Genomic DNA, 13,954 nt, shown 5'->3' with positions numbered 1-13,954 from the left:
GATGCTTCCTGAAAAGACGGACTTGCGTCATGCCCGTCAGGCCGTCAGAACAGGCGGAAAACCGAGAAAATGGTATGTCGGGGAAACGTCTGTGTGGCTGTTTCTCTTTATCTACCTCATTGCCGTTGCATATCCGCTGTTATGGATGGCGGTCAGCGCCTTTAAAAGCTCGGATGAGATTTTTGAGCACAGCTGGTCGCTGCCCTCTGTCTGGCATCCCGAAAACTTCGTATCCGCATGGAACCAAGGGATTTCCGCTTATTTTATGAACAGCGTCATTGTGACCGTGCTGACTTGTCTCATCACCGTATTTGTGAGTGCCTGGGCGGCATACGGGCTGGCCCGTTTTCAATTTAAAGGAAAAGGGTTTGTGCTGATCATTTGTCTTGGCGGCTTGATGCTGACGCCGCAGGTCAGTCTTGTGCCGCTGTACTCCATTATCCAGTCATTGGGACTGTACAATACGTATTGGGCATTGATTCTTCCGTACGCAGCCTACCGTATTCCGTTTACCGTGATTCTGATCCGTTCCTATTTTTTGTCGATTTCCAAAGAGCTTGAGGAAGCGGCCTATCTGGATGGATGTACAAGTTTCGGAATATTTTTCAGAATATTCTTACCTATGAGCGTGCCGATTCTGGTGACATCAGGCATTTTGACGGCTTACCATACATGGAATGAGTTTATGTTTGCGATTATTTTTATCGATGATGAAAATTTACGTACGATTCCGGCCGGGCTGATGCAGTTCAGAGATGCGCTGCAGACGGATTGGGGCGTGCTGCTGGCCGGGCTGACGATTTCTGCTGCTCCGATTATCGCGCTGTTTTTATTAATGCAGAGATATTTTATCCGCGGCATTGCAGCGGGAAGCGTGAAAGGATAAGGGGGATGAAAAGATGAAACTGATAGCGGCCGGAGATAATGTAGTAGATTATTATCAGGATCAGGAGACGTTTTACCCGGGCGGAAATGCGTTAAATGTAGCCGTGCTTGCCCGGCGCTTAGGCCACGAAACTTCTTATATCGGGATTCTCGGCAGTGATGAAGCGGCGGATCACGTATTGAATGTGCTGAAACTGGAGAAGGTGAATGCCGATCTGATCCGCCGGGCATACGGAGAAAACGGGATGGCGGTCGTCACGCTTGATGAAAGAGGGGACAGGATATTTGCCGGATCAAATAAAGGCGGCGTGCAATCGCGTCTGACGCTCGCTTTTCAGGAGAATGACATCTCATTTATCGCCGGACATGATCTGCTGCATACGAGCGTATACAGCAGGATAGAACGTGACCTTCCGATGCTGAGCGGCCATGTGCCGATTTCCTTTGATTTCTCTGTAAAACGTGACGAAGCCTATTTAGAAGCGGTCTGTCCGTATGTGACGTATGCGTTTTTTTCCGGGAGTGATTTGAGTGAAAGTGAATGTGTGCGGCTTGCCGAAAAAGCCCGCGGTTTCGGAGCGAAAATCGTTTGTCTGACAAGGGGAGAACATGGCGCGGTGTTATCGGATGGGGAACGCGTCTATCATCAGCCGGTGGTAAGAGCTGATATCATAGATACATTGGGGGCGGGTGATTCTTTTATCGCCGGGTTTCTTACCGATTTCTACGAACATCAGGATATTCGGCGAGCGCTTACTGCGGCCGCCGGGACGGCTGCCAAAACATGCGGGGGGTTCGGAGCGTTCGGTTACGGGCATCCCTACAGGCCGGACGGCGGGAAAAGCAGTGAAAAAACGAGAATACGATAAGCATTGTCTCGTTTTTTATACTTGTTACGCATAGGGGCTGTTAATGGTAAACGTGACGCGGTCGGTATGCATTAAAAACAGCGAGCTGTATATCGGCTGGTCTTTTGACATAAAAGCGGTTTTGTCAATTTCAAAAAGCGCATCCCCGATATCACAAGCCAGATAGCGGCTTTCTTCCTGCTTGGCGTATACGACATTTAACAGTTTCGTATTATGGGTGGGCACCACCTGATAGTGCTGTTTCAAAATGTCATGCATCGACACGCCGCCTTTAATATGCTTGCCGATGTCGGGAAATAAACTGAGCGGATAGTGGGCGATTTCGAATGAGAGCGGCTGGTCGTCGTGAAATAAAATGCGTTTTAATTCAAGAACGGGACTTTCGGAAGCGACGCGAAGTTTTTGAGCGATGGATTTAGGCGCTTCAATGATTTCATGGGAAAGGATCTGGTGTTTCGGTTTTTTTCCCGTTGATTCCATAAATTCAGAGTAGCCGTTGACCGCGATGAGCTCCCGCTTCAGTTTAGGGCTTTTAACGAACGTTCCCTTTCCCTGCTGCCGGACGAGCCAGCCTTCTTCCACAAGATCAAGGATGGCCTTCCTGACTGTTATGCGGCTGACGTTGTACGTTTCGCACAGCTCATTTTCAGTCGGCAGTTTTACGGACGGCGAATAAACGCCCTTCTTGATATCGTCCGCGATAATTTGTTTCAGCTGAATATATAAAGGTTTCGAGCTCCCGTTATTTAACAATGGGACGGACCTCCTTTGTCAAGTAGTAGTACTATTATATGTATTATGACGTTATAATACAAATTTGCTTTTCATTTATGAATCTGTCAGAAACCCCGAACATTTTTAACATAACAGAAAGATGTGGCGGTTTCCAGTATTGGAGGAGGTTTCGAATGGCATCATTAACATTTGACCATATCAAAAAAACATACGGCGCCCAATCGGCGGCAGTGAAGGATTTTCACTTAGATGTAAAGGATGAGGAGCTGCTGGTGCTTGTCGGTCCCTCCGGCTGCGGCAAATCTACGACACTCAGAATGATTGCCGGACTGGAGAGCATTTCTGAAGGGAAGCTTTATATCGATGGAGACGCGGTGAACGATCTGCCCCCGAAGGATCGTGATATCGCAATGGTTTTTCAGAATTACGCGCTGTATCCCCACATGACGGTGTTTGATAATATGGCGTTCGGTTTGAAGCTCAGAAAGCTGCCGAAAAAAGAAATCGCAGAGCGAGTCCGGACGGCCGCTGATATTTTGGAAATCGGGCATCTGCTCAAGCGGAAACCGAAGGCTCTTTCAGGCGGACAGCGGCAGCGGGTTGCGCTCGGCCGGTCGATCGTGCGGGAGCCGAAAGTGTTTCTGATGGACGAGCCGCTTTCCAACTTAGATGCGAAACTGCGTGTGACGATGCGCGCCGAAATCAGCAAGCTCCATCAGCGTTTGAAAGCGACCATCGTTTATGTGACGCATGATCAGACGGAAGCGATGACAATGGGCGACCGGATTGTCGTGATGAATGAAGGAGATATTCAGCAGGCCGCAAGCCCCCATGAGATTTATCATTATCCGGCGAATATGTTTGTGGCGGGTTTTATCGGTTCTCCGAGTATGAATTTTATAAAAGGCGTCATAGAAGAAAGTCACGGGCAATGGTATTTTGCCGGTTCGTCCGTTCGTCTGCCCATTCCGAAAGAAAAAGCGGCCGTTCTTGTGCAGAAAGGATACAGCGGTCAGGAGATGACTGCGGGGCTGCGTCCGGAGCATTTGACGCTTGCCGGACAATCAGAGCACCCGCCTGAAGCGGTGTGCCGCGCTGTGGCGGAAGTATGTGAGAACTTAGGCGCGGAGATGTACGTTCATGCGGTGAGCGGAGATGACCGCATGACGATCCGCCTTGACGGCGCTTCAGAGGTGAAACCCGGCGATGCCATTCTGCTTGCGGTCAATATGAACCGGGCCGTGTTTTTTGATGCCGACACTGAAAACGCCGTATATTGAAAAAGGGAGCCTGATGATGGGGCTCCCTTATCACTTCTTAACGATTACCAGATTTCGTCCGCCCATTCCGGGTGGTCGATAAACGGATTGCGGTTATGCTGATAGTCTTCGTAAATGATTTCGTTCCGCCGTTTTTCCTTACTGTCGACGGGGTCTTGTTTATTCCATTTGAGCAAAACGGACAGTTTTCCCATGTAAGGAGCTGAGCCGTTTCCGGTTTTATCATTCAGCTCAAGGTCGGGATACCCGTCGCCGCCTTCATAACGCACCGCCATGTAAAACAGCATGCGGGCGACGTCTCCTTTGACCTCATCGCGCGGCTCCCAGGAATCACCGTCATAATAATTGCCCGGCGCTTTCGGGTATTCTGAGCCGCCGTTATCAAAATCCATGTTTCCTCTGGCGCTGTTCACCTGGACGTCTGCAGGGCGCAGATGATGAATGTCCGTCCCGGGGCCGGCAGCTGTTCCGAAGTTTCCGTGTGACTTTGCCCACACGTGTTCACGGTTCCAGTCCCCGACGCTGCCGCCGTTTTTACTTTTGGCCCGTGATTCCTGGGTGTAGAGCAAGATGACATTGTTCGGGTTTGCCGGATCTTCGTCAGTTTCCTTCAATGCATTCCATACTTGGCTGTAAGACAGCTTTGTATGTCCGCTGATGATGCGGTGCAGGGCGCTCTTTAAGGCTGTTCCGCTTTTTCCGGAAGCTTCTTTGTAATATGTCTCCGTATCCGCAGACGGAGTGATGACAGCTGAGGAAGTTTGCGGAAAAAGAGTTGTGCCGCCGGCAGTTGAAACCGCCAGCCGGCTGTACAGATTCGTGTCAGCCGGCGCGCCCGCAGAGGCTGACGGCGCGGTCCAACCCAAAATGAAAAACAGGCAGACAATCGGCAGAAACCAAAGTTTTTTTGTCATGACTTGCCCTCCTTTACCTCTATTATCCAAAAAATAAATCTAATATTCTATCTTTTTTGAAAAATGGTTCCTTCGGCTTATGGGACAGAGGGGCGGTTTCTTGGTCAAAGTATCCGGAAAATCATTGATTTTTTGGAAGATATGATAATGAACTCGTTATGCGCTCCTTCTATAATGAAGATCATCTTGTCAGTTTTTCAGTTTAAAAGGAGGGCGTGTATGGAACATCAGCAGCTTTCGGCGGCGAATATCGGGATTTCCGATGACATACAATGGCTGTCTCAATTCGGCGCTTCCGCTTCCGGCGGAGTGACGAGGCTTTTATATACGAAAGAATGGATGGACGCCCAGCTTGCCGTCAAAAAGAAAATGGAGGCGTTCGGGCTGGAAACGGCATTTGACGATGTCGGTAACGTGTTCGGCCGTCTGAACGGCACAGAATCGCCTGATGAGGTGATTCTGACCGGGTCGCATATTGACACCGTTATTGACGGCGGCAAATATGACGGTGCGTTCGGCGTGCTGGCGGGCATGCTGGCGATCCGGCATTTGCATGAGACGTGCGGGCGTCCGAAAAAAACGCTGGAGGCTGTGTCGCTCTGTGAAGAGGAAGGGAGCCGTTTTCCCATCACCTATTGGGGCTCAGGCAATATCACCGGTGCTTTCTCGCTTTCAGATGCGGAAACGCCGAAAGACGCGTCCGGCATTTCTCTGAAAGAAGCCATGCGGCAGAACGGCTTCGGTGCAGGCCGTTATCCGGCGCCGCTGCGCACTGATATTAGTGCCTTTCTGGAAATTCATATAGAACAGGGGCAAACGCTTGAACGATCGGGAAAGGATATCGGGATTGTCACCGGGATTGCCGGACAGAGACGCTATACCGTTACGCTTGACGGTGAATGCAACCATGCGGGGACCACTTCAATGAAATGGCGGAAAGATCCGCTCGCGGCGGGAAGCAGCATCATCCATGAACTCATGCTCTCAGCGGAAAGACAGCCGGAAGAGCTCCGCCTGACGTGCGGGAAAATGACGGTTGAGCCGAATATGGCGAATGTCATTCCGGGCCGTATCCAGTTTTCCGTTGATATTCGCCATCAGCAGGAAGACGTGCTGGCAGCCTTCCGTCAGAAACTGGTGTCGATTATTGAAAACATCAGCCGCAGCAAAGGAGTCAGACCCTTTATTGATGAATATATGAGGATAGAGCCGGTTCAAATGGATCAGACACTGACACGAACCGCAGCAGAGGCTGCAAAAGAGCAGGGGGCGGACCCGGAGAAGATCGTAAGCGGAGCGGGACATGACGCCCAGATGCTCGGCAGAACCTTTCCGGCCTGCATGCTGTTTGTGCCGAGCCGTGGCGGGATCAGTCACTCGCCGCTTGAATTCACACCCGCACATCAGCTTGAAACCGGCGTCCTTACGCTGGCGAATGTATTACATAAACTTGCCTATTAACGTAAAGGGGGAATCGGCGTGCCGACCAGAAAAGAATTGTGCATTCCGCAAAGAACGATTATGACACCGGGACCGACTGAAGCTGAACCGAGAGTGCTGAGGGCGATGGGCGCTCCGATCCTCGGCCAGTTTGACCCGGCGTTTACCGGCATCATGAACGAAACGATGCAAATGCTCCGTGAATTGTTTCAAACGGAAAACCGCTGGGCCTATCCGATTGACGGCACATCAAGAGCGGGGATTGAGGCTGTTCTCGCAAGTTTGATAGAACCTGGCGACAGCGTGCTCGTTCCGATATACGGACGCTTCGGACACCTGCTGACTGAAATCGCCGAGCGGTACGGAGCGGACGTTCATACGATCGAGTGTGAATGGGGAACGGTCTTCCGGCCTGAAGAGATTATCGGCGAGATGAAAAAGATTTCCCCGAAAATCGTCGCTATGGTGCACGGAGAAACATCAACGGGGCGGATTCATCCGCTGAAAGAAATCGGGGAAGCGTGCCGCGCCCAAGATGCACTCTTTATCGTGGATGCTGTGGCCACGATTGGCGGATGCGCCGTAAAAACGGATGAATGGAAGATTGACGCAGTCATCGGGGGAACGCAAAAATGCCTATCGGTCCCTTCCGGAATGGCGCCGATTACTTATAATGACCGGACGGCCGCTGTCATTGCCGCGCGTAAAAAGGTAGAACGTGGCATTGCAACGGCAGCTGACGGTAAAATGCTGTCCGGTCATCGGCCGGTTACGAGCAACTATTTTGATCTGAGCCAGCTCGAAGATTATTGGAGTGAAAGAAGGCTGAATCACCATACAGAAGCGACAGCAATGCTTTATGCGCTGCGGGAGGGTGTGCGCCTTGTCCTGGAAGAAGGACTTGAAGAACGGTTCCGCAGGCATCAGGGCCATGAAAAAGCGCTTACGGCGGGACTTGCAGCGATGGGCCTTGATTTATTCGGCGATCCGGAGGCGAAGCTGCCTGTCGTCACATGTGTGAAGATTCCGCCGGAAGCAGACGGCGAATCGATCAGGAGTATGCTTTTGTCTCAATTCGGAATTGAAATCGCCAGCTCGTTCGGTCCGCTGCAGGGGGAAATTTGGAGAATCGGAACGATGGGCTACAGCTGCAGAAAGGAAAATGTGCTGTTTGTGCTGGCCGGACTTGAAGCGGTTCTGATCAGACACGGAGTTGCAGTTAAAGCCGGGGAAGCGCTGCAGGCGGCCCTTAACATATATGATCTGCCGGCTGAAACCGGTGTGCTGTCATGAGATATGAAAACGAGATTGAAATCATCTGGACTTTTTTCCCTTTTCCCCGTTATACTGAATGTTATAAAAAATGACAAATATGGAATGATCATCTGTTTGTCTGGGGAGAAGGTAAGAAATCATGGCGTACATGGGACGATTGTCAATTTTAATGCTGAATATGTTTATTGCGATGCTTGGGATCGGATTGATTATTCCGATTATGCCCGCATATATTACCGAATTCGGAGCGACGGGGAGCACGATGGGTCTGCTTGTTGCGGCGGCGGGGCTTACACAGCTTTTATTTGCGCCTATTGCCGGGGAAATAACCGACAAATACGGACGGCGGAAACTGATTATTTTCGGCATTGCCGCCTTTGCCGTGTCACAATTGATCTTCGCCTTTGCCGGAAGCCTGTGGCAATTGTTCGCATCCCGCCTTTTGGGCGGAATGGGCGCGGCGTTTTTAATGCCGTCAATGTTCGCTTACATTGCGGATATTACGACCGAGGAAGAACGCGGGAAAGGAATGGGGCTGTTCAGCGCGGCGATGACGCTCGGTGTCGTCATCGGACCCGGTGTCGGCGGTTATTTGGTTCATTACGGCATGTCTGTGCCGTTCATCGTGTCCGCAAGTCTCGCCTGCTTTTCAACCGTTCTTTCATTTTTCTTTCTGCCCGAAACGCTGGGGCGTGAAAAGCAGCTGGAAGCCCGGTCAAAAACGGAAAAACGTGAGCATCTGTTTAAGCAAATGTCACGCGCGCTCAAATCGCCGTTCGCGTTTATGCTGATTCTGGTTTTTGTGCTGAACTTCGGAATTATGAACTTTGAATCCGTTTTCGGCCTTTACGTTGACCATAAACACGGATTTAAAGCCTCTGATATTGCCTTTATTATTACGGCTGCGGGTCTCATCGGCGTGTTTGTGCAGGCGGTCGGCGTCAGTTATCTCGTCCGCAGGTTCGGGGAAAAGCGCGTCATTAACGTGACGTTGATCGGGGCTGCTGCAGGACTTGTGTGGTGCCGGTTTGCGGGTTCATATTGGGCCGTTTTTGCCGCGGCAATCTTTTTCCTGACGCTGACATCGCTGCTCCGGCCGGCCGTTAATACGATGCTGTCGAAGCTCGCCGGTGACCAGCAGGGGTTTGCCGGCGGGATGAACACCTCATTCATCAGCTTAGCGAATATCGCCGGGCCGTCGGCCGCCGGTTTTCTCTTTGATGTAAATATGGAATTTCCGTATATGCTGGGAGCGGCCATTCTCGCCATCAGTTTTCTGGCCGCGCTTGGCTGGGGCAAAAAGACACAGACCCGGCCGTTCACGCAGCAAGGATAAGAATCAAAAGCCTCCGGGTATCCGGAGGCTTTTTGCTGATTGTCGTTTATTCTGCGGCTGTCTGCATCTCTGAAATTGCAGAGATGCGCATAGAGGGAAAATCATATAGCGAAAACAGTTGTTCCGTATGCTCAAGCATGGCGCGAATGGAAACCGGAACAGGTGTAGATAAAGTAAAACCAGCTTTATCGCTTGACGAGTCTGACGAATTTGATCTGCCGGAAGTTGATCAAAAAAGAAGGCAGTCAGGCAGGCAGGGACAACATTGAGCGGCGTAAATGCTGAGAAGGAAAAAGCAGGGTTTTGGGGCTTGCTGTTTCGTATGCAGGGGGAGAGCATTCTGATAAAACGGGTCATTGAAATAATACGAACTGTTCAGTAGGGGGCGATTGGTGACAACAAGGAGAGGTTATCTTATAAAACCTCTCCCGGAAGATGTTGTGATGGTTCTCCTGCATGAAAATTTTGCAGATTAAAACCCGCAATTAGGCCAACACACAATTATGCAAGAGACAATCATCTAAAAAGGATGTCGGTAAGTACAATATGGTGTACGGAAAAGGAGTTGAAAATGTTGTATTATTACCCGTCATTCCATTTGTATCAGCGGCAAGAATTTAATTATTATCCATGGGCCCATCAATTGACTCATTCAGGGGGCTCCCCCTATGTTTCCGCGCGCCCTCCTTTTTATAATTCCCCATGTTACAGAGAGTGCATAAGAAGCGGAGCGGATAGTTATTTCTGCTGCTATATCTGCGGTTTCTGTTAAAAAGAAAGACTTATAGAAGTAAGTGATCTTTCCAGGATGACAGTGAGACCATTATCCAGACAGCCATTAGCCAACACACGAAGCTTTATTACGGTTCACGGAGGGGAAGCGCCCCTCCTTTTTCAGAAATTTTATAAAATCCCCTTGCGCGGCCTGTCAGAAGCGGTTTTTGGTCTTGATGTGTTCGACTGTTGGTGTTGACGAAGAATTCAAGATACCAGGAAGCAGCGAAACCTGTATGTATCCGCGAGACACAAAGCTTTCCGCCGCTGAGCGGGTTCATTGTCACTGCGTTCTGTCTCGCTGTAGTAGATAACGAGATTTTGGGACTGTCAGTTGAGGAAAAATAAAAAATTCAAAACGTCGCAATCGTTTAATTAAAAAGAAGAGATAGAATCTATCTCTTCGGATTATTACTGAACTACAAAATGGTATCGGGTTTTCCAAGTGGAGGAATCATCATAGAATTCAATCCAGGCTTCTCCTTTAGCGACTGCAAATACCTGAATGGTTTTGTAGTCAGTACCTAAAGCTTTCCATGTCACAGCAGGAGGGTTATAACCCATAGGATTAAAGGTAATGCGATTACCAGAAGTAGAATAATTCCTTATCTCTCCTACTTTTAAATTGACGCGGGTTTCAGACTGAGATTGAAACAAATTCTTATTCACTTTAGTAGAGGGACCGACGGCTGATGCTGAAGAGTTAAAAAAAGGCGCGAAAACGAATGAAACAATTGCAAGTGATAACAAAGCATTTTTAGCTAGTTTCAACGTAAAACCTCCTTTTGGTATTTATAGGATAACAATAACACTTAATGGAAATATAACGATGGAGAAATTGTTAAATATTCTTTGAAATGAGTGAACACATGCCAAGTGAATTGATAAATGCAAACATCATACATGTTTCTTACGTAGATAAGGCTGCTAATCAAAAGCGGTTTTTTTATGAAATCAGAAAAGGAAAAGCAGCATGACTTTCAGGGCGGCGTTGGGGAAGTGGTTGAGTCTTGTGTCGCTCCCCGCTGATTTTCAAATGAATGGCGAAACCATCAAAAAAGGGTCATGGATACTTGTGACAAAGGTTCCGAGGCAGTTTAGGATGAAATCAAAAAGGGTGAGATTATCGGTTGCATCCCGAATATCGAAAAAGCCTGATGATATCAATGGCAGCATTTTTTGAGGATTTAGCTGAATGTTCTCCCTTAAATAAGATGCGGGAGAACACCCGCATCCTGGTCTATGGCTAAATTTTAACCGATCAGCCGCTGCATTCTCAGCGCGAGCCGCAGGCGCATCGTCGTCTCCGGATCTTTTAAGCTTTTGCCGAGCAGTTCCTCGCATTTTTCTAAACGATAGATCACCGTATTTCGATGGACGTACAGGCGCTTAGCCGTTTCTGAAATCTGGCAGTGGGTCTCCAGGTAAACAGACAGTGTATGAAGCAGGCTCTGGTCCTCCTTTTGCCGATCGGCCAGGCTTTGGAGGGTGGCTTCGTAAAACTTCTTCACATCTTCCGCCGGAAGCAGGCGGAGCAGCTCCGGCACGTCTTTGGCATGATAGATTTGAATAAACTCCGCGCTTCTGGACAAATGCCCGGATGAAATGGCGTCTGAAGCTTCAGTAAAAGCGTCAGGGACATCGATCAGCTTTTGGCATATGTTTGAGATGCCGAAGGAGACAGTCCGTTTAAACTGCGTCCGGACCTGTTTCTGAAACTGCTCCAAAAAGCTGATGACAGACGCGTGCATTTCATTCCAGCTGTCTGTCGCTTCAATTAAAAGAATACCGACATTTCCTTTAATAAAGAGATGAGGGGGAAACGGAAAGGATGACAGCTCCCCTTCAAGCAGATCAAATACATGATCGGAAACGAGCTGATTTTCGGTAAAGCTGATCGTTTTCTCATTTCGGTCGAGTTTTCCGCAAATGCACATGTATTTCTGATCCCAGCGAAGCCGGAATTCTTTGGCGCGGCTTTTGATTTCTTCATGGCCGGTAAACGAGCGGTCGATGAAATTGCTGAAAAATTCATTGCGCGCCCGTCTGCCGAATTGTTTGACGGCATTTTCTTTCAGCAGTTCAAAGGAAATGACGTTGGCCGCCTGTTCAATTGTCAAAATCATGCCTTTATCAGCGGTCTGCACCAGCTCCGGAATCACCAGATAACCGCAGTTTTTTTCAACATTCAGAATCGGCAGGACAGAATACGCCTTTCTGTCGGAGAGCATGGAAAAGCAGGTGAAATAAGGACCGGAAAAGGAATAACAGATGTTTTTCAATAAAGACGTGTCAATGGGTATGCTGTGGGACGATGATAAGAGTTTTGTATGCTGATCCAAAAGCAGCACGGGAAGCCGGAGGATGTCTGAGAGCTTCTTAAGCAGGGATTGCAGCCCTTTGCCGCTCATGATGTGGTTTGTAAATTTTTTATGGGCGTAAATGGCCTGCTGCAGCTCATTTGAACGCATATCAAGAATATGGCTCAGTGTAGCATTGACGATATCTCCCAGCCTGATGTCTTCCGGAAGCTCAATAATCGGAAATTCATACCGGTCGGCAAGCTCCGCGGCATCTTTCGGAATGACATTAAGATAGCGCTTCGTTTTGATCCCCAGTCCCGCGCATCCCCGTTTTGCCATGAGGCGGATTAAATCTTTCAACATCTGCGGGCGGTCCTTCAAGTGGTAAGCCGTCGTGACGAGCAATTCGTTTTTATGTAAAAAATCAGCGATGTCCGGCGCATCCATCATGTTGACGTGCTGCACCTCCCTCCAGCCGCCGGATCTGCCTGCGATTAATGCGGCCCGCTCATAAGCGGGAATCTTCATTACATCATAAATGTTCATCAGTCAATCTCCTTTCAGGTTCTAAAGACAACCATTGGTTAATATGAATAAAAATCATCAAAAATTATAGCGGTTTTGCTGATGTATTACGATCATAGTAGCAGTAAACTGGCAATCATAGACGCATGTTGTGATAAAAACTGACAGAAAATCGTCATCCTTACAGGGAGGAAGATAAAATGGCCTATGACGTAATTGTAAAGGGTGCGAAAGCTGTGCGAAAAGGCGGGACAGAGCGGGCCGATATCGCCGTCAAGGACGGGAAAATTGCATTGATCGAGCCCGGCATTGACGAAAACGCGGAACAAGTGGTGCAGGCAGACGGCATGTATGTGTTTCCGGGCGCGGTCGATTGTCACGTGCATTTCAATGAACCCGGACGCGAAGAATGGGAAGGCATTGAAACCGGCTCAAACATGCTTGCTGCCGGCGGCTGTACGGCTTATTTTGACATGCCGCTTAACTGCATTCCTTCGACGGTAACTGCTGAAAACCTGCTGGCAAAGGCGGAAATCGCCGAACGGAAGTCAGCGGTTGATTTTGCGCTTTGGGGCGGTTTGATGCCCGGGTATACCGAACATATCCGGCCGATGGCAGAAGCGGGGGCAATCGGGTTTAAAGCGTTTCTGTCTAAATCGGGAACGGATGAATTTCAATCAGCCGATGAACGGACTCTTTTAAAGGGAATGAAGGAAATCGCGGCGTGCGGCAGGATTTTGGCCCTGCACGCAGAAAGCGACGCCCTCACCCGATTCCTTGAAGCCGAGTACGCGCTCCAAGGGAAAATTGATGCCCGCGCTTACGCTTCCTCCCGTCCGGAAGAAGCCGAATGCGAGGCTGTGCAGCGGGCGATTGAATATGCAAGAGCGACGGGATGCGCGCTTCATTTTGTACATATCAGCACGAAACGGGCCGTGCTCTCCATTCAGCAGGCGAAAAAAGACGGATTGGATGTCACCGTTGAAACGTGTCCGCACTACTTATTATTCAGCTTTGAAGACTTCCTCAAAAAAGGGGCGGCTGCCAAATGCGCTCCGCCGCTCCGCTCAGAGGCTGATAAAGAGGAATTGATCGGGGTTTTGGCTGATGGCCTGATTGATATGGTGTCTTCGGATCATTCTCCCTGTCATCCGTCTTTGAAACGCGAGGATAATATGTTCCTGTCGTGGGGCGGGATCAGCGGAGGCCAATTTACGCTTCTCGGCATGATTCAATTAGCGATCGATCATGGGATTCCGTTTGAACATGTGGCCCGATGGACGGCAGAAGCACCTGCCAAACGTTTCGGTTTAACGAATAAAGGCCGGCTTGAAGAAGGATTTGACGCTGATTTTGCCATTGTCCGGCCGGAACCTTTTACCGTCACAAAAGAAACGATGTTTTCCAAACATAAGCAAAGCCTGTATGAAGGCCGCACCTTTCCATACCGAATTGCTGCGACCTACAGCAAGGGGCGCTGTGTGTACCAGGATGGCGGTCGTAAGCAGAGCGGGGCTTTCGGAACATTTCTGAAGCCTTCTGAAATAAAAGAGCCGATTCTCTGATGAGAATCGGCTTTTTTTGTCGTTTGGAAAGCGGGTCTCGTGGTATCTTTTTA

The 13,954-nt window shown here is 49.3% G+C and carries 12 protein-coding genes and 2 pseudogenes; 10 read left to right on the top strand and 4 right to left on the bottom strand.

Features of this window, described 5'->3' with window-relative positions; translation table 11 throughout:
• The first annotated feature begins 1 nt into the window (after position 1).
• Positions 2-886, top strand: coding sequence for a carbohydrate ABC transporter permease (locus L3V45_RS15340; RefSeq protein WP_003151895.1), 885 nt, complete (start codon positions 2-4; stop codon positions 884-886).
• A gap of 13 nt (positions 887-899) precedes the next feature.
• Positions 900-1,754: a PfkB family carbohydrate kinase gene (locus tag L3V45_RS15335; protein ID WP_015387755.1), complete on the top strand. Its 855-nt coding sequence runs from the start codon at positions 900-902 to the stop codon at positions 1,752-1,754.
• Between the two features lie 24 nt (positions 1,755-1,778).
• Here L3V45_RS15335 and L3V45_RS15330 read toward each other — a convergent pair whose 3' ends face one another.
• Positions 1,779-2,507 carry a transcriptional regulator FrlR gene (locus tag L3V45_RS15330; RefSeq protein ID WP_012118372.1) on the bottom strand — a complete coding sequence of 243 codons (729 nt, stop codon included), beginning with the start codon at positions 2,505-2,507 and terminating at the stop codon, positions 1,779-1,781.
• Positions 2,508-2,662: 155 nt separating this feature from the next.
• On the opposite strand from L3V45_RS15330, the gene L3V45_RS15325 reads away from it, so the two are divergent.
• Entirely contained in the window at positions 2,663-3,769 is a 1,107-nt protein-coding gene (locus tag L3V45_RS15325) for an ABC transporter ATP-binding protein (RefSeq protein ID WP_043867399.1), read from the top strand.
• A 44-nt stretch (positions 3,770-3,813) separates the two neighbouring features.
• On the opposite strand, the gene L3V45_RS15320 is transcribed toward L3V45_RS15325, so the two are convergent.
• Positions 3,814-4,683: an endonuclease I family protein gene (locus L3V45_RS15320; RefSeq protein WP_003151902.1), complete on the bottom strand. Its 870-nt coding sequence runs from the start codon at positions 4,681-4,683 to the stop codon at positions 3,814-3,816.
• Positions 4,684-4,902: 219 nt separating this feature from the next.
• On the opposite strand from L3V45_RS15320, the gene allC reads away from it, so the two are divergent.
• The 5 genes and pseudogenes from allC to L3V45_RS15295 all read left to right on the top strand — a co-directional run.
• Positions 4,903-6,144, top strand: coding sequence for an allantoate deiminase (allC, locus tag L3V45_RS15315; protein ID WP_160249213.1), 1,242 nt, complete (start codon positions 4,903-4,905; stop codon positions 6,142-6,144).
• Positions 6,145-6,204: 60 nt separating this feature from the next.
• A complete protein-coding gene (locus tag L3V45_RS15310) occupies positions 6,205-7,416 on the top strand; it encodes a pyridoxal-phosphate-dependent aminotransferase family protein (protein WP_407045302.1) in 1,212 nt (403 codons plus the stop codon).
• A 121-nt stretch (positions 7,417-7,537) separates the two neighbouring features.
• Positions 7,538-8,734, top strand: coding sequence for an MFS transporter (locus tag L3V45_RS15305; protein ID WP_003151906.1), 1,197 nt, complete (start codon positions 7,538-7,540; stop codon positions 8,732-8,734).
• Between the two features lie 32 nt (positions 8,735-8,766).
• A complete protein-coding gene (locus L3V45_RS15300; protein ID WP_164691664.1) occupies positions 8,767-9,003 on the top strand; it encodes a hypothetical protein in 237 nt (78 codons plus the stop codon).
• A gap of 687 nt (positions 9,004-9,690) precedes the next feature.
• A pseudogene (locus tag L3V45_RS15295) lies at positions 9,691-9,856 on the top strand (hypothetical protein); the annotation flags it as partial.
• A gap of 63 nt (positions 9,857-9,919) precedes the next feature.
• On the opposite strand, the gene L3V45_RS15290 reads toward L3V45_RS15295, so the two are convergent.
• Positions 9,920-10,279: a hypothetical protein gene (locus tag L3V45_RS15290; RefSeq protein ID WP_043867394.1), complete on the bottom strand. Its 360-nt coding sequence runs from the start codon at positions 10,277-10,279 to the stop codon at positions 9,920-9,922.
• Positions 10,280-10,377: 98 nt separating this feature from the next.
• Between L3V45_RS15290 and L3V45_RS15285 the strand changes: the two are divergent.
• A pseudogene (locus tag L3V45_RS15285) lies at positions 10,378-10,639 on the top strand (XkdF-like putative serine protease domain-containing protein); the annotation flags it as partial.
• A gap of 122 nt (positions 10,640-10,761) precedes the next feature.
• Here L3V45_RS15285 and L3V45_RS15280 read toward each other — a convergent pair.
• Positions 10,762-12,357, bottom strand: coding sequence for a PucR family transcriptional regulator (locus tag L3V45_RS15280; RefSeq protein WP_160249216.1), 1,596 nt, complete (start codon positions 12,355-12,357; stop codon positions 10,762-10,764).
• Positions 12,358-12,536: 179 nt separating this feature from the next.
• On the opposite strand from L3V45_RS15280, the gene L3V45_RS15275 reads away from it, so the two are divergent.
• The gene (locus L3V45_RS15275; protein WP_069473572.1) at positions 12,537-13,901 is read left to right on the top strand and encodes an allantoinase; all 1,365 of its coding nucleotides are present in this window, start codon (positions 12,537-12,539) and stop codon (positions 13,899-13,901) included.
• Positions 13,902-13,954: the final 53 nt, after the last annotated feature.

This window comes from Bacillus sp. R45 (assembly GCF_021729365.1).
Taxonomy (GTDB): Bacteria; Bacillota; Bacilli; order Bacillales; family Bacillaceae; genus Bacillus; species Bacillus velezensis.
Note: the sequence above shows the minus strand (reverse complement) of the source record. Positions and strands in the feature narration are given on the sequence as shown.

Coding starts and splice junctions, on each gene's coding strand:
- L3V45_RS15325 (WP_043867399.1), top strand. CDS start 2,663: ATGGCATCATTAACATTTGACCATATCAAAAAAACATACGGCGCCCAA.
- L3V45_RS15335 (WP_015387755.1), top strand. CDS start 900: ATGAAACTGATAGCGGCCGGAGATAATGTAGTAGATTATTATCAGGAT.
- L3V45_RS15340 (WP_003151895.1), top strand. CDS start 2: ATGCTTCCTGAAAAGACGGACTTGCGTCATGCCCGTCAGGCCGTCAGA.
- L3V45_RS15280 (WP_160249216.1), bottom strand. CDS start 12,357: ATGAACATTTATGATGTAATGAAGATTCCCGCTTATGAGCGGGCCGCA.
- L3V45_RS15305 (WP_003151906.1), top strand. CDS start 7,538: ATGGCGTACATGGGACGATTGTCAATTTTAATGCTGAATATGTTTATT.
- L3V45_RS15275 (WP_069473572.1), top strand. CDS start 12,537: ATGGCCTATGACGTAATTGTAAAGGGTGCGAAAGCTGTGCGAAAAGGC.
- L3V45_RS15320 (WP_003151902.1), bottom strand. CDS start 4,683: ATGACAAAAAAACTTTGGTTTCTGCCGATTGTCTGCCTGTTTTTCATT.
- L3V45_RS15310 (WP_407045302.1), top strand. CDS start 6,205: ATGACACCGGGACCGACTGAAGCTGAACCGAGAGTGCTGAGGGCGATG.
- allC (WP_160249213.1), top strand. CDS start 4,903: ATGGAACATCAGCAGCTTTCGGCGGCGAATATCGGGATTTCCGATGAC.